This window comes from Cupriavidus sp. FW305-46 (genome assembly GCF_058787075.1).
Map to the genome: position 1 here is coordinate 53,611 of NZ_JBYSZI010000036.1, position 19,750 is coordinate 73,360.

The 19,750-nt window shown below is 69.1% G+C and carries 19 protein-coding genes and 1 pseudogene; 12 read left to right on the forward strand and 8 right to left on the reverse strand.

The genetic code is table 11. The features are described 5' to 3' along the window. Positions 1-40 precede the first annotated feature (40 nt). Positions 41-1,597, reverse strand: a complete 1,557-nt coding sequence (locus tag AC3WON_RS18395) for a methyl-accepting chemotaxis protein (protein WP_492340393.1) — start codon at positions 1,595-1,597, stop codon at positions 41-43. A gap of 460 nt (positions 1,598-2,057) precedes the next feature. Here AC3WON_RS18395 and AC3WON_RS18400 point away from each other — a divergent pair, with 460 nt between their 5' ends. The 6 genes from AC3WON_RS18400 to AC3WON_RS18425 all read left to right on the forward strand — a co-directional run bounded on the left by AC3WON_RS18400 (position 2,058) and on the right by AC3WON_RS18425 (position 9,327). After that, positions 2,058-2,714 (forward strand): PepSY-associated TM helix domain-containing protein, encoded by a 657-nt coding sequence (locus tag AC3WON_RS18400; RefSeq protein ID WP_492319443.1) that lies wholly within the window; start codon positions 2,058-2,060, stop codon positions 2,712-2,714. A gap of 55 nt (positions 2,715-2,769) precedes the next feature. Further along, entirely contained in the window at positions 2,770-3,294 is a 525-nt protein-coding gene (locus AC3WON_RS18405; protein WP_439672214.1) for a DUF2271 domain-containing protein, read from the forward strand. Positions 3,295-3,312: 18 nt separating this feature from the next. Further along, positions 3,313-4,152 (forward strand): DUF4198 domain-containing protein, encoded by an 840-nt coding sequence (locus AC3WON_RS18410; RefSeq protein WP_058698784.1) that lies wholly within the window; start codon positions 3,313-3,315, stop codon positions 4,150-4,152. Between the two features lie 14 nt (positions 4,153-4,166). Continuing rightward, entirely contained in the window at positions 4,167-5,174 is a 1,008-nt protein-coding gene (locus AC3WON_RS18415) for an FAD:protein FMN transferase (RefSeq protein WP_492352444.1), read from the forward strand. A gap of 11 nt (positions 5,175-5,185) precedes the next feature. Further along, the gene (locus tag AC3WON_RS18420) at positions 5,186-6,769 is read left to right on the forward strand and encodes a sulfite reductase subunit alpha (protein ID WP_492352445.1); all 1,584 of its coding nucleotides are present in this window, start codon (positions 5,186-5,188) and stop codon (positions 6,767-6,769) included. Between the two features lie 125 nt (positions 6,770-6,894). After that, complete coding sequence (locus AC3WON_RS18425) at positions 6,895-9,327, forward strand: penicillin acylase family protein (RefSeq protein ID WP_492352446.1); 2,433 nt, start codon at positions 6,895-6,897, stop codon at positions 9,325-9,327. A gap of 108 nt (positions 9,328-9,435) precedes the next feature. Here AC3WON_RS18425 and AC3WON_RS18430 read toward each other — a convergent pair whose 3' ends face one another. Then, on the reverse strand, positions 9,436-10,113 hold the full coding sequence (locus AC3WON_RS18430) for a type 1 glutamine amidotransferase domain-containing protein (protein WP_492318220.1): 678 nt from the start codon (positions 10,111-10,113) through the stop codon (positions 9,436-9,438). A gap of 118 nt (positions 10,114-10,231) precedes the next feature. Here AC3WON_RS18430 and AC3WON_RS18435 point away from each other — a divergent pair, with 118 nt between their 5' ends. Next, positions 10,232-11,188, forward strand: coding sequence for a LysR family transcriptional regulator (locus AC3WON_RS18435; protein WP_492352447.1), 957 nt, complete (start codon positions 10,232-10,234; stop codon positions 11,186-11,188). On the opposite strand, the gene AC3WON_RS18440 is transcribed toward AC3WON_RS18435, so the two are convergent. Next, positions 11,175-11,867: an SDR family NAD(P)-dependent oxidoreductase gene (locus tag AC3WON_RS18440; RefSeq protein WP_010810772.1), complete on the reverse strand. Its 693-nt coding sequence runs from the start codon at positions 11,865-11,867 to the stop codon at positions 11,175-11,177. The genes AC3WON_RS18435 and AC3WON_RS18440 overlap by 14 nt on opposite strands. A gap of 184 nt (positions 11,868-12,051) precedes the next feature. Next, positions 12,052-13,014 (reverse strand): LysR family transcriptional regulator, encoded by a 963-nt coding sequence (locus tag AC3WON_RS18445; protein WP_492352448.1) that lies wholly within the window; start codon positions 13,012-13,014, stop codon positions 12,052-12,054. Between the two features lie 221 nt (positions 13,015-13,235). On the opposite strand from AC3WON_RS18445, the gene AC3WON_RS18450 reads away from it, so the two are divergent. The 5 genes from AC3WON_RS18450 (at position 13,236) to AC3WON_RS18470 (ending at position 17,463) form a co-directional block, all read left to right on the forward strand. Then, positions 13,236-14,183 (forward strand): hydroxymethylglutaryl-CoA lyase, encoded by a 948-nt coding sequence (locus AC3WON_RS18450; RefSeq protein ID WP_492352449.1) that lies wholly within the window; start codon positions 13,236-13,238, stop codon positions 14,181-14,183. A gap of 8 nt (positions 14,184-14,191) precedes the next feature. Next, positions 14,192-15,349 (forward strand): CaiB/BaiF CoA transferase family protein, encoded by a 1,158-nt coding sequence (locus tag AC3WON_RS18455; protein WP_492352450.1) that lies wholly within the window; start codon positions 14,192-14,194, stop codon positions 15,347-15,349. Positions 15,350-15,425: 76 nt separating this feature from the next. Next, a complete protein-coding gene (locus tag AC3WON_RS18460; protein WP_492352451.1) occupies positions 15,426-16,418 on the forward strand; it encodes a tripartite tricarboxylate transporter substrate binding protein in 993 nt (330 codons plus the stop codon). 51 nt (positions 16,419-16,469) lie between these two features. Continuing rightward, a complete protein-coding gene (locus AC3WON_RS18465; RefSeq protein WP_492318227.1) occupies positions 16,470-16,994 on the forward strand; it encodes a gamma carbonic anhydrase family protein in 525 nt (174 codons plus the stop codon). 88 nt (positions 16,995-17,082) lie between these two features. Further along, complete coding sequence (locus AC3WON_RS18470; RefSeq protein WP_316155831.1) at positions 17,083-17,463, forward strand: DUF427 domain-containing protein; 381 nt, start codon at positions 17,083-17,085, stop codon at positions 17,461-17,463. A gap of 88 nt (positions 17,464-17,551) precedes the next feature. Here AC3WON_RS18470 and AC3WON_RS18475 read toward each other — a convergent pair whose 3' ends face one another. The 4 genes and pseudogenes from AC3WON_RS18475 to AC3WON_RS18490 form a co-directional block, all read right to left on the reverse strand. Next, positions 17,552-17,902, reverse strand: a complete 351-nt coding sequence (locus tag AC3WON_RS18475; protein WP_492318229.1) for a hypothetical protein — start codon at positions 17,900-17,902, stop codon at positions 17,552-17,554. Positions 17,903-17,959: 57 nt separating this feature from the next. Then, positions 17,960-18,379, reverse strand: coding sequence for a cupin domain-containing protein (locus tag AC3WON_RS18480; protein ID WP_492352452.1), 420 nt, complete (start codon positions 18,377-18,379; stop codon positions 17,960-17,962). Positions 18,380-18,494: 115 nt separating this feature from the next. Continuing rightward, entirely contained in the window at positions 18,495-19,313 is an 819-nt protein-coding gene (locus AC3WON_RS18485; RefSeq protein ID WP_492318231.1) for a GntR family transcriptional regulator, read from the reverse strand. An 89-nt stretch (positions 19,314-19,402) separates the two neighbouring features. Continuing rightward, a pseudogene (locus tag AC3WON_RS18490) lies at positions 19,403-19,750 on the reverse strand (allantoinase); the annotation flags it as partial.

Genomic DNA, 19,750 nt, shown 5'->3' on the forward strand with positions numbered 1-19,750 from the left:
GGTGCGTATGACGCCCAAGTGACAAGCGGCGGCGCTGCCGTCAAGCCTGCGCCAGCCGGAACTGGCCGACCGCGTGATGCAGCGCGTCGGCCTGGTCTTCCAGCGAGGCGGCGGCGGCCGCGGCTTCTTCCACCAGCGCGGCGTTCTGCTGCGCCATCTGGTCCATCTGCGACACCGCCTGGTTGACCTGCTCGATGCCGCCGGTCTGCTCCTCGGTGGCCGCGCGCATCTCGGCCATCAGGTCGGTCACGCGCTTGACCGCGCCGACGATCTCGTCCATGGCCTTGCCCGCGCTTTCCACCAGCACCGCGCCGTCGTCAACGCGCTGCGCCGAGTTGCCGATCAGCGCCTTGATCTCCTTGGCCGCGGTGGCGCTGCGCTGTGCCAGCGTGCGCACCTCGCCGGCCACCACCGCGAAGCCGCGGCCCTGGTCGCCGGCCCGCGCCGCTTCCACTGCCGCGTTGAGCGCGAGGATGTTGGTCTGGAAGGCAATGCCCTCGATCACGCCGATGATGTCGACCACCTTGCCCGAGGCGTTCTTGATCTCGCCCATGGTGTCCACCACCTGGCTGACAATGGTGCCGCCGCGCACGGCGATGTCCGATGCGCCTTCGGCCAGGTGGCTGGCCTGGCGCGCGTTCTCGGCGCTCTGGCGCACGGTGCTGGTGAGCTGCTCCATGCTGGCGGCGGTTTCCTGCAGCGACGCGGCCTGTTCTTCGCTGCGGCGCGACAGGTCGGCGTTGCCCGCGGCGATCTGCTTGGCCGCGCCCGCGATCGAATCGGCCGAGCCGCGGATGCTGCCGATCGCGCCGGTCAGGCGCGCCTGCATGCGCTGCATCGCATAGAGGACGCTGTGCTCGTCGCCGGGGCGCACCTCGACCTGGCTGCCGAGGTCGCCTTCGGCAATGCGCGCGGCGATGTGCGCCGTGGTGGCGGGCTCGCCGCCCAGCTGGCGCTGCAGGCTGGCGGCCACGCGCACCATCACCAGCGACATCAGCAGGCCAACCCCCAGCAGGATGCCGAACGCCTTCATCAGCTCGGCGCGGAACGCCGCCTCGATGTCGTCCAGGTACAGGCCCGCGATGAAGTTCCAGTCCCACGGGCGGAAGTTGGCCACGTAGCTCAGCTTGGGCTGCGGCGCTTCGGCGCCGGGCTTGGGCCACAGGTATTCGACGAAGCCCTTGCCAGGCCCTTTGCCGATCTCGGCGATGTCGCGGAACAGGTAGACGCCGTTGGGGTCCCTGGTGCCTTCCATGGCCTTGCCGTTCATCTCCGGCTTGAACGGATGCATCAGCACCACGGTGTCCGAGCGCATCAGCGTGAAATAGCCATCGCTGCCGAAGCGCATCGCGCGCACGCGCTCGATGGCCTGCTTCCTGGCCTCGTCCTGCGTCAGCTTGCCGGCCTTGGCCAGCGCCTCGTACTCGGCCACCACCGAGAATGCCGTGTCGGTGACGTGGGCCAGGTCCAGGCGCCGCTCTTCCATGCGTAGCGTGCGGATCTGCCACGCGTTCCACAGCGTGATGCCGAGCAGGCAGATCCAGCTCAGCACCAGCGGCAATAACAGCTTCTTCTTCAGGCTCAGGTTGTGCAGCATTGCTTCCACTCCTCCATATTCCGCGCACTGCGCGTTTCTTGTCGGCGACACGCCGGCGGCGTCATGCATCGGTGGCGCCGGTCGCATGCGTGTGAGTCATCGCCTTAACGGCGCAGGAGGCAACTAACTTGACCGGGGAATTTCACCCCTTCGGGTGATGTGGTTGATTGGCTTGCATGTGCCGTCGGGCTTGTGCATTGCACATCTCTTCCAGCGAATCGGAGCGCCGCGGACAAGTGATCCGTCCCGCTGCTTCACGTTGTAACGCGCTGTAATCCAGCGCCCACCCCGGACCGTTTGCGATTTCAAATGCGAACGATTATCCTTCTCTCTTCCGCCAGCCATTGTGCAGACAATGGCACACCTGAGCGCCGTGTGATGCGCACAAGGGGCGCTACAGCTATCCGTACACAAGGCAAGACCGGGCCACCACTTGGGCTGCGCCCGCCGACCAACCGCAATGACCGAAACCCAGCCGGCCTCCGGCCAGCAGCGCCGTGCCTTCTGGCTCAAGCATCTCCACCAGTGGCACTGGATCAGTTCCGCGATCTGCCTGATCGGGATGCTGCTGTTTGCCGTCACCGGCTTCACGCTCAACCACGCCGCACAAATCGAGGCCAGGCCCGCGGTCGAGACGCGTCACGCCACCATGCCCACGCGTGTGCTCGACCAGGTGCGAGCCGAAGCGCCGGCGGGCGATGCCCAGGCGCGTGAAAAGAAGGCGCCGGTGCCGCCGGTGCTGGCCGACTGGCTGGCGCAGGCGCTGGACATCGACGCCAGCGGGCGCGAGGCCGAATGGTCCGCCGACGAGATCTACGTGGCGCTGCCGCGTCCGGGTGGCGACGCCTGGGTCAGCCTGGAACTCGACAGCGGCGAAGCCCAGTACGAGAAAACCACGCGCGGCGCCATCTCCTACCTGAACGACCTGCACAAGGGCCGCAACACCGGCGCCGCGTGGAGCCTGTTCCTGGATGTGTTCGCGCTGGCGTGCCTGGTCTTCAGCGTGACCGGCCTGTTCCTGCTCAAGCTGCATGCGGCCGGGCGCGTGGGGACCTGGCCGCTGGTGGGGCTGGGGCTGGTGGTCCCGGTGCTGCTGGCGCTCCTGTTTATCCATTGAGTCAACCATTCCAACCGTTTTCCTTCCTGCATCTCACTGACGAGGTTTCTCCGATATGCGCCGACTGCTCACCGTCACCCTGACCGGCATGGCCGCGGTTCCCCTGGCCGGCCCCGCGCTGGCCGCGGACCTGAACGTCAAGGTCGAAATCCCGCGCCTGACCGTGGCCGAGTACCACCGCCCCTATGTGGCGATGTGGGTCGAGCGCGCTGACCAGAGCCCGGTGCAGACCCTGGCGGTCTGGTACGACGGCAAGCTCAAGGACGGCGAAGGCACCAAGTGGCTCAAGGACATGCGCCAGTGGTGGCGCAAGGCCGGCCGCGATCTGCACATGCCGGCCGACGGCATCTCCGGTGCCACGCGCGCGCCGGGCGAGCACGGCGTGAGCTTCAGCGACGGCAAGGCGCCGCTGGGCAAGCTGCCCGCCGGCAACTACCAGCTGGTGGTGGAAGCCGCGCGTGAAGTGGGCGGGCGCGAACTGCTGCGCGTGCCGTTCACATGGCCGCCGCAAGCCGCACAGACCGCCCGCGCCAAGGGCGAACACGAACTCGGCGGCGTGACCGTCGAACTGAAGCCGTAATCCTTCCGGAGCCAGACGATGAAACCTTCCCTTATGTCCGCCGCATCTACCCGCATGGCCACGCGCGTGGCCGTGCTCGCCCTGGCCGCCCTGGCGCCGCTGGCCGCGCACGCGCACCGCCAGTGGCTGCTGCCGTCGGCCACCGTGCTGTCCGGCAGCGATCCGTGGGTGACCGTGGACGCCGCTGTCTCCAACGACCTGTTCTATTTCGAGCACGTGCCGATGCGGCTCGACAACCTGCAGGTGACCGCGCCCGACGGCAGCGCCGTCAAGGCCGAGAACGCGGCCACCGGCAAGTACCGCAGCACCTTCGACCTGCACCTGACCCAACCCGGCACCTACCGCGTGGCGGTGGTCAACAACGGCCTGTTCGCCAGCTACAAGGTCGACGGCCAGGCCAAGCGCTGGCGCGGTTCGGCCGAGAACTTCGCCAAGGAAGTCCCGGCCAATGCGCAGGACCTGCAGGTCACCCAGGCCGAAGGCCGCATCGAATCCTTCGTCACCGCCGGCAAGCCCAGCGACAAGGGCCTGCGCACCGCCGGCCGCGGCCTGGAACTGGCTCCGATCACGCACCCGAACGACCTGGTCGCGGGCGACACCGCCAGCTTCCGCATGCTGCTCGACGGCAAGCCCGCCAGCAACCTGAAGGTCTCGGTGGTGCCGGGCGGCATCCGCTACCGCGACCAGCTGCAGGAGTTCAGCGCCACCACCGACGCCGACGGCAAGTTCAGCGTCAAGTGGCCGGCCCCAGGCATGTACTGGATGGAAGCCGAGGTGAAGGACGACAAGACCACCTTCAAACAGGCCAAATCGCGCCGTGCCGTCTATGCGGTGACGGTCGAAGTGCTGCCGCAATAAGCCGGTTGCCGGGTTTGAACCGCGTCCTGGTACCTGTCGCGCTGACCGCGCCGCCGCAGCCACCCGCAGCCGATACGCGGCTGCAGCGCTGGGGCGGCCAGACCATGGGCACGACCTGGTCGGTGGCGGCGCCGCTGCCGCCGGCGACGGATGCGGACGCCATCGCCGCCGGCATCCGGGCCGTGCTCGATGGCGTGATCGCGCAGATGAGCAACTGGGAAGCGGATTCTGACCTGAGCCGTTTCAACCGCGCGGCACCCGGCAGCTGGCACGCGCTGCCTGAAGACTGCTTCATGGTGCTGCAATGCGCGCTGCAGGTGGCGCGCGACAGCGGTGGCGCCTATGACCCGAGCGCCGGTCCGCTGGTCGACCTGTGGGGCTTCGGCCCAGCACCGGCGCGCACCGCGCCGCCGCCGCCAGACGCGGTGCAGGCCACGCGCGGCCGCTGCGGCTGGGCCCGCATCGAAGTCGATGCCACGGGCCGGCGCGCTTGGCAGCCGGGGGGCGTGTCGCTGGACTTCTGCGCCATCGCCAAGGGCTTTGCCGTCGACGCGGTGGCAGGCTACCTGTGTGAGCAGGGTCTTGACCACCACCTGACCGAGATCGGCGGCGAACTGCGCGGCCATGGCGTCAAGCCCGACGGCATGCCGTGGTGGGTCGCGCTGGAATCACCCCCCGGCCTGGACTGCGATGCCGGGGGGCAGACGCTGGTGGCGCTGCACGGCCTGTCCATCGCTACCTCCGGCGACTATCGCCGCTATTTCGACAGTGACGGTCGCCGCTACGCGCATACCATCGATCCGCGCACCGGCTATCCAGCCAGCCACGCGCTGGCCTCGGTCACGGTCATCCATGCGCAGTGCATGCTGGCCGATGCGCTGTCCACCGCGCTGACGGTGCTGGGCCCAGAGGCCGGCATGGCGCACGCGCGCCGCCAGGGCATTGCCGCGCGCTTCCTGGTGCGCACGCCGGGCGGTTTCGATGAACATCTTTCGCCGGCCTTTGCCGCGATGCTGGCATGAGGGCGAAGGCCATGCCGTCCGCCATCGCCTGCGCAAGCTGGCTTGCCGTTGCCGGCGGCATCGCGCTGTCCGTGCTGGGGCCGTCGCGCATGGCCATGGCGGCCGGCGTGGTGGCGGCCTATGCGGGCTTCTGCAGCGCGGTGGTTGCCCACTATCGCCAGCGGCGCGCGCGCGCGGCCGCACTGGCTGGCACGGAAGAGGGCGCGACGCTGGTTGCCTATGCCTCCCAGACCGGGTTTGCCGAACAGCTGGCGCTGCAGACCGCCACCGCGCTGCACGGCGCGGGCGTGCCGGTGCAACTGCTGTCGCTGGCCGATGTCGATGCGCAGCGCCTGCAGGCATGCCGCCAGGCGCTGTTCCTGGTCAGCACCACCGGCGAGGGCGACGCCCCCGACAGCGCGTCCGGTTTTTCACGCCGCTTGCTGGCCGGCGCTGATGGCCTGCAGTCTTTGCGCTATGGCATCCTCGCGCTCGGCGACAGCAGCTACGCGCGCTTCTGCGCTTTCGGCCACAAGCTCGACGGCTGGCTGCAGCGCCACCGTGCGCAGCCGCTCTTTGATCTGGTCGAAGTCGACAACGGGGACGCAGGCGCCCTGCGCCACTGGCAGAACCACCTGTCGGCCCTGAGCGGCGGCGCGGAAATTGCCGACTGGGAACGGCCGCGCTATGACAGCTGGCGGCTCGCGCAACGCCATCATTTGAACCCCGGCAGCCAGGGTGCGCCGGTGTTCCACCTGTCGCTGGCGCCGCAGGGCGATGCGGCAATGGACTGGCAAGCCGGCGACATCGCCGAGATCGGCCCGTGCCACGCGCCGGCCGAGGTTGAACGGCTGCTGGCGCGGCTTGGCCTCGACGGCGCCACACCGGTGCGCTGCGACGGCCGCGACGCCACGTTCGCCGAGGCGCTGGGCACACGCATGCCGCTGCCTGAGGCGCACTTCGCGGCGATGCTGGGCCTGCCGCCGCAGCAACTGGTGGACACGCTGCCGCCGCTGCCGCACCGCGAGTATTCGATCGCCTCGCTGCCGCGGGACGGGCAACTCGAACTGCTGGTGCGGCAGACCCGCTACGACGACGGCCGCCTCGGCCTGGCCTCCGGCTGGCTGACCGAGCACGCGCCCGTGGGTACCCGCATCGCGCTGCGCATCCGCACCAACCGCAGCTTCCACCCGCCGACTGACGACCGGCCCCTGATCCTGGTCGGCAACGGCACCGGGCTGGCCGGGCTGCGCGCCCAGCTCAAGGCCCGCGCCGCGGCCGGGCAGCGCCGCAACTGGCTGCTGTTCGGCGAGCGCTCGGCGCAGCATGACGCGTTCTTTGCCGGGGAACTGGCCGCATGGCAGGCCGACGGCACGCTGCAGCGCGTGGACCATGCCTGGTCGCGCGACGGCGGCGCGGCGCGCTACGTGCAGGACGCCGTGCGCGCGCAGGGCGATACGGTGCGCCAATGGGTGGCGGACGGCGCCGCCATCTATGTCTGCGGCAGCCTGCAGGGCATGGCCGGCGGCATCCATGACGCACTGGCCGGGATCCTCGGCGCAGACGCGCTGCGCCGGCTTGCCGACGACGGCCGCTACCGGCGCGACGTCTACTGAGCGAACCCGCAGCGGCACGCGCCGTGCGGAGATCGGCCGCGCGGCTCGCGCGCTGGCCGGGGATGCACTATCTTCGGTGTGAACTGCAAGACATCTGCAGCCAATCACAACACCGAGGAGACCTGATGTTACGCACCCCCCGCCGCCTGGCCGCTGCGCTGGCCCTGCTCGCCGCCACCATCCCGGCCGCCATGGCCGAAGCCCACGCCCGCAACAACGTGCTGGCCGTGCCCGGCCTGGAAAAGCCCGCCAGCGTGCTGGTCGACCGCTGGGGCGTGCCGCATATCTATGCCGGCACGCTCTACGACGCCTTCTTCGTGCAGGGCTTCATGGCCGCGCGCGACCGCCTGTGGCAGATTGACCTGTGGCGCAAGCGCGGACTCGGCGAGATGGCCAGGGACTTCGGCCCGGCCTATGCCGATGGCGACCGCATGGCGCGCGCGGTGCTGTTCCGCGGCGACATGTACCGCGAATGGCTGGCCTATGGCTCCGACGCCAAGCGCGTGGCCGAGGCCTTCGTGGCCGGAGTGAACGCCTATGTGGCGCTGACCGAGCAGAAGCCCGAGCTGCTGCCGCCGGAATTCCGCAAGCTCAACTACAAGCCTGCGCGCTGGCGCGCCGACGATATCGTGCGCATCCGCCACCACGGCCTGACGCTCAACTTCACCGGCGAAGTCGAACGCGCCCAGCTCTATTGCCAGGCCAGGCAGGACGCCCCGCGTGCCGACTGGCTGCGCCGCGAACTCGACCCGCAGATCGAGCCCAGGCTCAGCCCCGGCATCGACCCCTGCACGGTTCCCGCCGCCGAACTGCGCCGCGCCTACGAACTGGCCACCGCCGCAGCGCGCTTCCCGAAAGAGGCGTGGGGCAATGCGCAGGCCGCCAGCATCCCGCTCGACCAGCTCTACGCACTGGTGGACCCCAACAGCGATACCGGCCGCAGCCTCGGGTCGAACAACTGGGTCATCGGCGGCAAGCGCACCACCACCGGCCGCCCGATCCTGGCCAACGACCCGCACCGCTCGCACGGCGCGCCCAGCCTGCGCTATATCAGCCACCTGAACGCGCCGGGGATGTCGGTGATCGGCGCGGGCGAGCCGTTCCTGCCCGGCATCTCGATCGGGCACAACGGCACCATCGCTTTCGGCCTGACGCGCTTCTACATGGACCAGGAAGACCTGTACGGCTACGAGCTCAATCCGGCCAACCCGCATGAGTACAAGTACAAGGGCCGCTGGGAACCGATGGAGACCATCACCGAAGAGATCGTGGTCAAGGGCGAGTCCGCGCCGCGCAAGGTCACCATCGACTTCACGCGCCACGGCCCGGTGCTGGTCGCCGATGCCGGCCGCGCGCAGGCCTGGGCGCTGCGCGCCGCGTGGCTCGACTACGGCATGGCGCCGTACTTCGGCTCGATGGACTATATGCGCGCGCGCAACTGGGACCAGTTCCGCGCCGCCATGAACCGCTGGGGCGCGCCTGGCGAGAACCAGGTCTATGCCGACACCAGCGGCAATATCGGCTGGATCCCGGGCGGGCTGACCGTCAAGCGGCCCAACTGGGACGGCCTCACGCCGGTGGCCGGCGATGGCCGCTACGAGTGGGCCGGCTACCGCAACATGGACGAGCTGCCATGGGCCTATAACCCCGCGCCAGGCTACATAGTCACCGCCAACGAGAACAACATCCCGCCCGAGCACCCGGCCGCGAAACTTGGCGTGGGCTATGAATGGAGCGACAGCTCGCGCGCGCGCCGGCTCAAGGCCGTGGTGGGCGCCAATGCGCGCAGCTCGGTGCAGGACTCGATGGCGTGGCAGAACGACACCGTGTCGCTGCCGGCCCAGCGCGTGGTGGCGCTGCTGAAGGACGTGCGCAGCGACGACCCGCAACTGGCCCGCGGCCTGGACCTGCTGCGCGGCTGGGACGGCAACGAGCGCGCCGACAGCGCCGCAGCGGCATTGTTCGAAGTCTGGTTCAGCAAACACCTGCGCCAGGCCGTGGTGCGCGCCGCGCTGACGCCCGAAGCCGCACGCCTGGTCGGTGCCGGCGATGCCGCGCGCGTGGTGGCGGTGCTGGAGCAGCCCGGTCCGTGGATGCCGGTGGAGCGCCGCAATGCGGTGATGCTCGAATCGCTGAAGGCCGCCATGGCGGAAGCGGAAGGCAAGCTCGGCCCCGACCCGCGCGCATGGCAATGGGGCAAGCTCCACACCGCCGTGTTCACGCATCCGATGGACCCGATCCTGAGCGATGCGGAACGCCAGCAGTTCAATGTCAACGCCGGTCCGATCGGCGGCTCGGCTTTCACGCCGATGAACACCAGCTACCGCAATACCGACTTCCGGCTGACCGCCGGCGCGTCGTTCCGCATGGTGCTGGATGTGGGCAACTGGGATGCCTCGCGCGTGATCAACACGCCGGGGCAGTCGGGCAATCCCGCCAGCCCGCATTACCGCGACCTGGCGCCGCTGTGGGCCAAGGGGGAGTATTTCCCGCTGGTGTATACGCGCAAGGCGGTGGAGAAGGCCAGCCGGGAGCGGTTGGAGTTGGTGCCGCAGTAAGTGGGGCAACCCATGCGTTTGAAGTAGCCATCAAGCCTGGCGTACGCTCCCCTCTCCCGCAAGCGGGCGAGGGGAGCAAACCGGCGGCGGCGCGTTTGCCGCCTTTCCTCACCTCAACATCTTCAACAGCGCCTGCGCCGCAGCATCAGACGATGCCGGATTCTGCCCGGTCACCAGTCGCCCCGCGACCACGACATGGCTGGCCCAATCCTCGCCACGCGTGAAGCGCCCGCCGTTGGCCTTGAGCATGTCCTCCACCAGGAACGGGACCACCCTGGTCAGCTGCACGGCTTCTTCCTCGCTGTTGGTGAAGCCGGTCACTTCCTTGCCCTTGACCAGCGGTTCCCCGTCCGCGCCCCTGGTATGGCGGAACACCGCCGGTGCGTGGCATACCGCTCCCACCGGCTTGCCGGCGCGGTCGAACTGCTCGATCAGCGCGGCCGAGCGCTTGTCTTCGGCCAGGTCCCACAGCGGGCCGTGGCCGCCCGGGTAGAAGATGGCGTCGAAGTCTTCCGCCTTCACCTGGTCCAGCGTCAGCGTGCTGGCCAGTGCGGCCCTGGCGGCCGGGTCACCCTGGAAGCGCCGGGTGGCGTCGGTCTGGGCGCCGGGATCGTCGCTTTTCGGGTCGATCGGCGGTTGGCCGCCCTTGGGCGAGGCCAGCGTGATGTCGGCGCCGGCGTCCTTGAAGACGTAGTAGGGCGCTGCGAATTCCTCCAGCCAGAAGCCGGTCTTCTTGCCGGTATTGCCCAGCTGGTCGTGCGACGTCAGCACCATCAGGATTTTCATTGTTCCGCTCCGTGTCGGTTCACAGGCAGCCGGGCTGAAATGCCGCGGCACTGGCAACATCCTAGGCAGCGGACTATGATTCGAAAACTTCTATTATTCGATCTCTGTTATCCAAAAAATGAATATCGGCAGCAAGGACCTGAACCTGCTGTACGTGTTCCACGTGCTGTACCAGGAGGGCAATGCCTCGCGCGCGGCCGCGCGCATGGCGCTGAGCCAGCCCGCGCTGAGCCACAAGCTCAACCGCCTGCGCGACGAGCTCGGCGATCCGCTGTTCGTGCGTGCGCCGCGCGGCCTGACGCCGACGCCGCGTGCGCACGCGCTGGCGCCGCAGGTGCAGCGGCTGGTCGGGGATCTCGACGCGTTCTATGACGCCTGTGCCGGCCACGACTACCTGGCGCGCAGCGAGCACCTGCACATCTACACCACCGACTACATGGAGCAGCTGCTGCTGCCAGCCCTGCTGCCGCGGCTGCGCAGCCAGGCGCCGGGCGTGGTGCTGGTCACGCACAACACGCGCGGCGAGCTGCCGCGCGAGGAACTTGAGAAGGGCACCTGCGACCTGGCGATCGCGGGTTTCTATGAGAACCTGCCCGATACCTTCCACCAGCAGCGGCTGTGCAGCGAAGACTTCGTGGTGCTGGCCTCGCGCGCCAATCCGCGCATTGCCGACGGCCTGGATCTCGACGCCTTCCTGGCGTGCGAACACCTGCTGACCACGCTGACCGGCGACCTCAACGGCGTGGTCGACCGCGCGCTGGCCCGGAAGGGGCACAAGCGCAGCGTAGTGGCGGGGTTGTCGAGCTTCCTTGCGCCGAGCCGGCTGGTGCGCGGCACGGAACTGCTGCTGACCTGCCTGCGCTCGGTCGCGGAAGAGGCCGTGGCGCGCGACCCTGATCTGGTGCTGCTGCCGGTGCCGTTCGCACTGCCCCACGTCGACATGATGCAGATCTGGCACGCGCGCACCGATGCCGACCGGCTGCGGCGCTGGCTGCGCCAGCAGATCCAGGAGGCGGCCAGCGCCATCAGCGCGGCCGAACCCGCCGCGCGCAAGCCCCGCGTCAGGCGCGGTTGACCACCGGCAGCAGCGCGCCCTGCACCGCGCGCGCCGCATCCGAGGCCAGGAACAGGATCACGTCGGCCAGCGCATCCAGGCTGACCCAGCGCGCGGCATCGGCATCCGGCATGGCCTGGCGGTTCTCGGGCGTATCCAGCACGCTGGGCAGCACCGCGTTGACGCGGATGCCCTGGTCGCGCAGCTCTGCCGACATCGATTCGGTCACGCGCGCCAGCGCGTCCTTCGAGGCGCAATAGGCGCTCATCTGCGCCAGCCCGCGCGCCGCCGAGTTGGCACCCACGTTGACGATGGCGCCGCCGCCGGCGGCCAGCATGTGCGGCACCACCGCGCGCGCCATGTTCAGCACCGTGCCCACGTTCATGTCGAACACGTGGTTCCAGGCCTCGGCGCTGGTTTCATGCACGCTTGGGCCCATGGCGAAGCCGCCGGCCAGGTTGCACACCACGTCGATGCGGCCGCATGCCTGAACCGCTTGCGCGACGGCCTCGCTCAGCTTGGCGGCATCCAGCAGGTCCGCCTGCAGCGTGAGGTGGCCGGTGCCCGCTTCGGGCAGCGGCGCTGCATGCCGGTCCAGCAGCACCACGCGCGCGCCTGCCTGCGCGAAGGCCTGTGCCACGGCGCGGCCCAGGTTGCCGCGTGCGCCGGTGATCAATACGTTCTTGCCGTTGAAGTTCATCTTGGTGCTCCTGCGCCGTGGTGGCGCGCATGGTCGGGGTCAGCATCGCCCGGGGCCGGCTTTTACCATCGTGGGCCGGGGCGAAAAACGCAAGCCAGTCTACGCACCGCTCCCCAACATTTGCTGGCGAAATTGCCTCGGGCTAACCCTTGAACGGCACAGGAAGTTGCGCGCCGCGCCGGCGTCATTGCCGATTGCGGCGTGGCTTGCGCGCTGGCGCGATGTCCGCGGGGGCGGCCGCCGCTTCCGCCGCCGCGGTCTGTTCAAGGAAGGCCACCAGCAGCCGCGCCGCCGGCGACAGCAGTTCCAGGTCGCGGAAGCAGATCGCAAAGCGCCGCCGCGCCCAGTCGTTGCGCAGCGGGATCACGCGCAGGCCGAAGGTGGGCGCGATCGGCGCGGCGATCTCGGCCGGGATGATGGTGATGCCGAGGTTGGCCCGCACACAGCGCAGCGCGGCGTCGAAGGTCGAGACCACCGCGCGGTAGGCAATGCCGCGCCCGAGGATGGCCGCGTAGCGCGTCAGCATGGTCTGCACCGCGGTCTGGGCGGGCATGCCGATATGGTCGTAGTCCAGCGTGTCCTCGAAGCGGCAGTCCTCGGCCTGCGCCAGCGGATGCGAGGCGTGGACCACCGCCGCCAGGTGGTCGGTGCGGTAGGGCCGGGTCTGGAAGCCCTCCAGGTCGGCCGCGTCCCAGCAGATGCCCAGCGGCGCCGAGCCCTCGCGCAGCGCGCGCACCACGTCGCTGCTCAGGCTTTCCTCGATGGTCACGCGCACGTCGCGGTTGGCCGGCTGCTGCAGGAAGGCGGCAATATCGTCCGGCAGCGATTCCGCCATCGACGACACCGTGGCCAGCAGCCGCACCTGCCCGCGGATGCCGGCGCCATAGTCGGCCATGTCGCGCGCGACGCGGTCCGCCGCCGCCAGCATGGCGCGCGCATGCGCCAGCACCATCTCGCCGGCGGGCGTGGGGATCACGCCGCGGCGGCGGCGTTCCAGCAGGGTTGCGCCAACCGTCTCTTCCAGTTGCGCCAGCCGCTTGCTGATGGCCGATGCCACGATGTGCTCCTGCTCGCCCGCGCGCGCCATGTTGCGGGTTTCGCAGACCGCGACGAACAGGCGCAGGGTGGTGAGGTCGAGGTCTCGCATGGCTGTGAGGGACTGCGGGGTTTCCGGAATGGAATGTTAAGCCCCTTTGCTTGCCGGTAATCATTCATCCGGGAATTCCTGGATGCCGTCGTGCGGCGCCCTCCAGACATTCCGGTTCGGAAAGTTATCGTGCGTAAACCACCGCTTCAGCTCTTGGGCAGAAACTCATAGAGTTCTTCCGTCGCCCCCACGGCGGGGCGCAAACCGGAAGCCCCTGAATCATGTCTGTTCCCTTTCCCCGCCACGCCGTTATCCGCGAAGTCGGATTGCGCGATGGCCTGCAGAGCATCCGCACCATCCTGCCCACGGCCAGCAAGGAAGCGTGGATTCGCGGCGCGTACGCGGCCGGCCTGCGTGAGCTGGAAGTCGGCTCGTTCGTGCCCGCGCACCTGCTGCCGCAACTGGCCGATACCGCGCAGCTGGTGGCGTTTGCGCGCACGCTGCCGGGCCTGTTCGTCTCGGTGCTGGTGCCGAACCTGCGCGGCGCGCAGGATGCGCTGGCCAGCGGCGCGGACCTCATGCTCGTGCCGCTGTCGGCCAGCCATGCGCACAGCCTGGCCAACCTGCGCAAGACGCCGGACGAGGTGGTGGCGGAAGTCGCCCGCATCCGTGCCGCGCGCGATGCCAGCGGCGCGAAGACGCTGATCGAAGGCGGTGTCGGTACCGCGTTCGGCTGCACGCTGCAGGGCCATGTCGATCCCGAAGAAGTGCTGCGCCTGATGCAGGCGCTGCTCGATGCCGGCGCCGACCGCGTCAGCCTGGCCGACACCGTCGGCTATGCCGACCCGCGCATGGTGCGCGAGCTGTTTGCGCGCGCCGTCGAGATCGCCGGCGAGCGCTTCTGGTGCGGCCATTTCCACGATACCCGCGGGCTTGGCCTGGCCAACGTCCACGCGGCGCTGGAAACCGGCGTGAGCCGCTTTGACGCCTGCCTGGCCGGCATCGGCGGCTGCCCGCACGCGCCTGGCGCCAGCGGCAATGTCACGAGCGAGGACCTGGCCTACATGCTCAGCAGCATGGGCTTCGACACCGGCATCGATATCGGCCGCCTGCTGGCGCTGCGTGAAGACGTGGCCGGCTGGCTCAAGGACGAAACCCTGCACGGCACGCTGTGGCGCGCCGGCCTGCCCAAGACCTTCCCGGCCCAGCACGCTGGCGCCACTGCCTGAGACGCAAGATGACCCAAGACAACAGCAACTCCCTGCCGCTGGCCGGCATCCGCGTGGTCGAATTCACGCATATGGTGATGGGCCCCACCTGCGGCATGATCCTGGCCGACCTGGGCGCCGAAGTGATCAAGGTGGAGCCGCCCGGCGGCGACAAGACGCGCAACCTGCCGGGCCTGGGCATCGGCTTCTTCCGCGCCTTCAACCGCAACAAGAAGAGCGTGGTGCTGGACATCACCACCGAGGAAGGGCGCGCCGCCGCCGCCGAGCTGGCGGGCCAGAGCGACGTGCTGCTGGAGAACTTCCGGCCCGGCCTGATGCAGAAGCTGGGGCTGGACTACGCCACGCTGGCGCGCGACTACCCGCACCTGATCTATGTCTCGCACAAGGGCTTCCTGCCCGGCCCGTACGAGAACCGGCTGGCGCTGGACGAGGTGGTGCAGATGATGGGCGGCCTGTCCTACATGACCGGCCCCAGCGGGCGGCCGCTGCGCGCGGGCACCTCGGTCAACGACATCATGGGCGGCATGTTCGGCGCCATCGGCGTGCTGGCCGCGCTGCGCGAGCGCGACCGCACCGGGCGCGGCCAGGAGATCCAGAGCGCGCTGTTCGAGAACTGCGTGTTCCTGGCTTCGCAGCATATGCAGCAGTTCGCGATGACCGGCGAGGCGCCGCCGCCGATGCCGTCGCGCGTATCGGCATGGAGCGTGTATGACGTCTTCACGCTGGCCGGGGACGAGCAGCTGTTTATCGGCGCGGTCAGCGACAAGCAGTTCGTCACGCTGTGCCAGGTGCTGGAGCACCCGGAGCTTCTCGACAAGCCCGAGTACGCGAGCAATGCCTCGCGCGTGGCGGTGCGTCCGCAACTGCTCGATGAGCTGGGCGCGATCCTGCGCCACCACCGCAGCGCAGAACTGGCGCCCAGACTCGAAGCCGCCGGCATCCCCTATGCGCCGATCGTGCGCCCGGACCAGTTGCTCGACGATCCGCACCTGCTTGCCAGCGGCGGGCTGGTGCCGATGCAGGCCGACGACGGCTCGACCACGCCCACGGTGCTGCTGCCGCTGCTGATGGGCGGGCGCCGCCCGGGCGTGCGCCGGCCGCTGCCCAGGGCCGGCGAGCACAACGAAGAGATCCTGTCGCAGCTCGGCCAGGGCCGCGCCGGCTGACCGGTACCACGACGGGCATGCCGCGGCACAGCGGCAGCCCGCAAAGATCCTACGATAACGATACGGAGACAACCCCATGCACCCCCGTCGCATCCTTCTCAAGTCAGGGCTGGCACTGGCCGCCACCATGGCCGCCGCGCTGGCCGCGCCCGGCATCGGCGCGCTCGCGCAGGGCAGCGCCGGCAAGCCGGTGCGCCTGATCCTGCCGATCAGCGCCGGTTCCGGCGTGGACACCATCGCGCGCGCGGCCGGCCCGGCCCTGGGCAAGGCCTTTGGCCAGCCGGTGGTGATCGAGAACCTGCCCGGCGCCGGCGGCATTACCGGTGCCGCGGCCGTGGTCAAGGCGCAGCCGGACGGCAGCACGCTCGGGCTGGTCTCGAACAACCATGTCATCAACCCGAGCGTGTTCCGCACCATGCCGTTCGATGCCATCAAGGACATCACCCCGATCAGCGTGATCGGCACCACGCCGCTGGTGCTTGTCGTGAACCCGAAGGTGCCGGCAAAGAACGTGAAGGAACTGGTGGCGCTGCTCAAGGCCAGGCCCGACGGCTACAACTACGGGTCGTCCGGCAATGGCACCATCATCCACCTGGCCGGGGAGATGTTCCTGGACGAGGCCGGCGTGAGTGCGCGCCATGTGCCGTACAAGGGCACCGGGCCGATGATGAACGACCTGATCGCCGGACAGGTGGAGCTGGGCGTGGTCGCGCTCAACGCGGTGGCGCCGCACCTGAAGGCCGGCACACTGCGGGCGATCGGCGTGTGCGGCGACAAGCGCTCAGCCGCAGCGCCGGACATCCCCACCATCGCCGAACAAGGCTTGCCCCACTACAACGTCGCCGGCTGGTTTGCCGTGGTTGGCCCCGCCGGCATGCCGCCGGCAGAGGTGAAGCGCGTGCATGACGCATTCGCCAGGGCCTTCACCTCGCCTGAAGTGCTGGAAGCGATGAAGAAGCAAGCCACCGTGATCGAGCCCGGCACACCCGAAGCCGCCGCAAGCTTCTTCCGCAGCGAGGCCACACGCTACGCCGCGCTGGTGAAGAAAGCCAACGTCAAGATCGAATAGCGCCCCACTTCGCTGCGGCACCACACCTGATCCATCCTCACGCTCTCGTTCATGACACTCTACAAACTTGGCGACCTCGCGCCCGCCATCGCTGGTACCGCGTTTGTCGCGGCGCAAGCCACCATCATCGGCCGCGCGGAACTGGCCGAACACGTCTCGGTCTGGCCCGGCGCGGTGATTCGCGCCGACAACGAGCCGGTGACAATCGGCGCCGGCAGCAACGTGCAGGAAGGCGCGGTGCTGCATACCGACCCGGGCTGTCCGCTGGCGCTCGGGGCCGGCGTGACCGTGGGGCACCAGGCCATGCTGCATGGCTGCACCGTGGGCGATGGCGCGTTGGTCGGCATCCAGGCCGTGGTCCTGAACAACGCGTCGATCGGCGCCGAGTCGCTGGTGGCCGCCGGCGCGCTGGTGACCGAGGGCAAGCAGTTCCCGCCGCGCTCGCTGATCCTGGGTTCGCCCGCCAAGGCTGTGCGCGAGCTGACGGATGAGGAAGTGAAGCACCTGCGCGTGAATGCCGAGGACTACGTCCGGCGTGCCGCGTATTACCGGACGGCGCTGGAAAAGATCGGCTAAGTGACTGGGCACGGTGTGGCCTGCAGGATGCGCGCCAAGCGCCTAGAATGCCTGCAGCCACCGTGGCGATGCCCCCAGGAGGACGACCATGTCCGACAAGCCTGTCAAGATCCCCGGCCCCGACCATCCGATCACCATCACGCCGACCGCCGGCAGGGTCGTGGTCAAGGTGGCGGGCGTCACCATTGCCGACAGCGACGCTGCGCTGACCCTGCAAGAGGCGGCCTACCCGCCGGTGCAGTACATCCCGCGCGCGCATGTCGACATGGCGCAGCTGGAGCGTACCGCGCACGCTACATACTGCCCGTACAAGGGCGACTGCAGCTACTTCTCCATTCCCGCAGGCGGCGAGCGTTCGCGCAATGCGGTGTGGAGCTATGAAGCGCCTTACGCCGCGGTCGCCGCCATGGGCTCGTACCTGGCCTTCTATCCGGAGCGCGTCGGCAGCATCGAGATCCTCGGCAACTGAAGGATCGCGCGCCGCGCGGCATGGCGGCACCAGGAACGGAACTGCGCGGTTGCTTGCATCGACGGCAAGCACCATAGCCGCGGACAGCCTACGGGCCGAGCGCCGCATCGACCATCGCCACGGCCAGCCCGAGCAGCAGTGCGATGGCCGACGCGATAAACCATCGTACCGTCCTGCGGTACTCGTCCACCGCATCGTCCTCGATGCGCAGCGCGCGGAACAGCGCGACGATCTGCAGCGACACGGCGGCCAGTAGCGATACCGCCGCGAACAGCGCGCGCAGGTTCCAGTGGCCAGGGCTTTCGAAGCCCCAGAAGCGCCAGAACGCCAGCGAAAAGCCCAGCAGCACCGTGATCGCGGTGATGATGCCTTGCCGATAGCCGTTGGGCACCATCTGCGGCGCTGGCCCGGGTGAAGCCGCTGGATCGGGAGCATTCATGGGCGTCTCCGGTGGTGGCGTTGCGTCCGCCGCAGCCTGGCCAGGCGGGCCGCGGATTCAGCCGTCGCGGGCCGGCAATTGCACCACGGCCAGCGTGGCATCGGCTGGCCCGACGACCTTGCTCAGATGCCCTTTGCCCGTGGTGTCTTCCAGCAGCAGCGCACTGCCTGCCGACAGCGGCCGGCGTTCGCCGTCGCTGGCTTCGAACTCCATCGCACCGGCCAGAACGAAGATCCACATGCGCAGCGGCGACGGGTGCAGTGCGCCCACCCAGCCGGCCGGCACCAGCAGGAAGCCCTGGCGCGCGGCTTCGTCCAGCGGCGACACCCAGAAGGCGCGCGCGGGCGGCGCGAACAGGCGCTCGGTGATGGCAACGGAAATGGGGCCGAAGTGGGATTCGCCGGCGGCATCCGCGTAAAGCCGTTCGAAGGCCAGCGGTGGACGGGCGGTTGTGACGGTTTCGGCAGCGACAGCCATGGCGCACCTCCCTGCGGCGCATTGCGCGCGGCGTTGTTATGCAGCCAGTCTAGGCTGCCAGGCAAGGAGTGCAATGCCAGTCATGAGGCGCGCGCTGGCGCCCCCGACCCATGCGTCAACCCTTGCTGAAGATGCTGTAGAAGTCCGGCGCGCCGCTGTCGGGCACGCTCAGGTCGAGCGAGCCTTCGATGTGTTCCAGGTGTTGCGCCATCATCGCGCTGGCGCGCGCGGCGTCGCGCTGCTCGATGGCGTCGATCAGCTGGCGGTGCTCATGCTCGGCGCAGGCCGGCGCGCCGGGGCGGTCGTACAGCGTGATGATCAGGCAGGTCAGCGACACCATTTCGCGGATCAGCTTTTCGAGGATGGCATTGCCGGCCATCTCCGCGAGCAGGATATGGAATTCCCCTGACAGGCGGATCATCGCCGCGCGGTCGCCGCGGCCGCGCGCGTTGTCTTCTTCCATGGCATGGCGGCGCAGGCTGCGGACTTTGGCCGGCGTGGCACGCTGGGCCAGTTCGGCCGCCAGCGCGGGCTCGACCACGCGGCGCGCCTGGAACACCTCGCGTGCCTCGTCCACCGTGGGGCTGGAGACAAAGGCGCCGCGATTGGGCACCAGCGTGACCAGCTTCTCATGCGCCAGGCGCGCGAAGACCTGGCGGATGCGGGCCCGGCTGGCGCCGGTCACTTCGCACAGCCGTTCCTCGACCAGCTTGGTGCCGGCCAGCAGGCGGTGCTCCATGATCGCGGTCAGCAGGCTGAGGTAGATCGCCTCGGTGGCGGAAGCCTCGCTGGCGGCGGCCTCCGGGCCGGCACTTTCCTCCGGCGCGGCATTGGCGGCGGCCTTGGGTGCCGTTTTCAGGGTTGCCTTGGACGCGGGCCGGCGCGGCGTTTTTGCTGCCGCGCCGGGCGCCGCCTTCTTCGATGTGGTTGCCATATCAGGGGACGGACATTCAGCCTGTCGCCGGAACTGGCGACGAAAGACGGCTATATCGTACACAAATATGGCGACATGGACGGCATTTGTCAGGCCGGAGCAACTTCCTCGCGCATCGTGCCCACGGCTGCGGCACCACCGGCGGCTTCGAACGGATGCACCTGCGCCCAATGCCGGGCGATGTCGACACGGCGGCAGATCCACACCTTGTCGTGACCCTGCACATAGTCGAGGAAGCGCTGCAGCGCGCGGAAGCGGCCCGGGCGGCCGAGCAGGCGGCAGTGCATGCCGATCGACAGCATCTTGGGGCTGTCCTGGCCGCTCGGGTCGCCTTCCTCGTACAGCACGTCGAACGCATCCTTCAGGTACTGGAAGAACTGTTCGCCGGTATTGAAGCCCTGCGGCGTGGCAAAGCGCATGTCGTTGGAGTCGAGCGT

What these genes read in the sequence shown, in the direction of transcription:
- AC3WON_RS18395 (WP_492340393.1), bottom strand. Translation starts at nt 1,597, where the DNA reads ATGCTGCACAACCTGAGCCTGAAGAAGAAGCTGTTATTGCCGCTGGTG.
- AC3WON_RS18400 (WP_492319443.1), top strand. Translation starts at nt 2,058, where the DNA reads ATGACCGAAACCCAGCCGGCCTCCGGCCAGCAGCGCCGTGCCTTCTGG.
- AC3WON_RS18405 (WP_439672214.1), top strand. Translation starts at nt 2,770, where the DNA reads ATGCGCCGACTGCTCACCGTCACCCTGACCGGCATGGCCGCGGTTCCC.
- AC3WON_RS18410 (WP_058698784.1), top strand. Translation starts at nt 3,313, where the DNA reads ATGAAACCTTCCCTTATGTCCGCCGCATCTACCCGCATGGCCACGCGC.
- AC3WON_RS18420 (WP_492352445.1), top strand. Translation starts at nt 5,186, where the DNA reads ATGCCGTCCGCCATCGCCTGCGCAAGCTGGCTTGCCGTTGCCGGCGGC.
- AC3WON_RS18425 (WP_492352446.1), top strand. Translation starts at nt 6,895, where the DNA reads ATGTTACGCACCCCCCGCCGCCTGGCCGCTGCGCTGGCCCTGCTCGCC.
- AC3WON_RS18430 (WP_492318220.1), bottom strand. Translation starts at nt 10,113, where the DNA reads ATGAAAATCCTGATGGTGCTGACGTCGCACGACCAGCTGGGCAATACC.
- AC3WON_RS18435 (WP_492352447.1), top strand. Translation starts at nt 10,232, where the DNA reads ATGAATATCGGCAGCAAGGACCTGAACCTGCTGTACGTGTTCCACGTG.
- AC3WON_RS18440 (WP_010810772.1), bottom strand. Translation starts at nt 11,867, where the DNA reads ATGAACTTCAACGGCAAGAACGTATTGATCACCGGCGCACGCGGCAAC.
- AC3WON_RS18445 (WP_492352448.1), bottom strand. Translation starts at nt 13,014, where the DNA reads ATGCGAGACCTCGACCTCACCACCCTGCGCCTGTTCGTCGCGGTCTGC.
- AC3WON_RS18450 (WP_492352449.1), top strand. Translation starts at nt 13,236, where the DNA reads ATGTCTGTTCCCTTTCCCCGCCACGCCGTTATCCGCGAAGTCGGATTG.
- AC3WON_RS18455 (WP_492352450.1), top strand. Translation starts at nt 14,192, where the DNA reads ATGACCCAAGACAACAGCAACTCCCTGCCGCTGGCCGGCATCCGCGTG.
- AC3WON_RS18460 (WP_492352451.1), top strand. Translation starts at nt 15,426, where the DNA reads ATGCACCCCCGTCGCATCCTTCTCAAGTCAGGGCTGGCACTGGCCGCC.
- AC3WON_RS18465 (WP_492318227.1), top strand. Translation starts at nt 16,470, where the DNA reads ATGACACTCTACAAACTTGGCGACCTCGCGCCCGCCATCGCTGGTACC.
- AC3WON_RS18470 (WP_316155831.1), top strand. Translation starts at nt 17,083, where the DNA reads ATGTCCGACAAGCCTGTCAAGATCCCCGGCCCCGACCATCCGATCACC.
- AC3WON_RS18475 (WP_492318229.1), bottom strand. Translation starts at nt 17,902, where the DNA reads ATGAATGCTCCCGATCCAGCGGCTTCACCCGGGCCAGCGCCGCAGATG.
- AC3WON_RS18480 (WP_492352452.1), bottom strand. Translation starts at nt 18,379, where the DNA reads ATGGCTGTCGCTGCCGAAACCGTCACAACCGCCCGTCCACCGCTGGCC.
- AC3WON_RS18485 (WP_492318231.1), bottom strand. Translation starts at nt 19,313, where the DNA reads ATGGCAACCACATCGAAGAAGGCGGCGCCCGGCGCGGCAGCAAAAACG.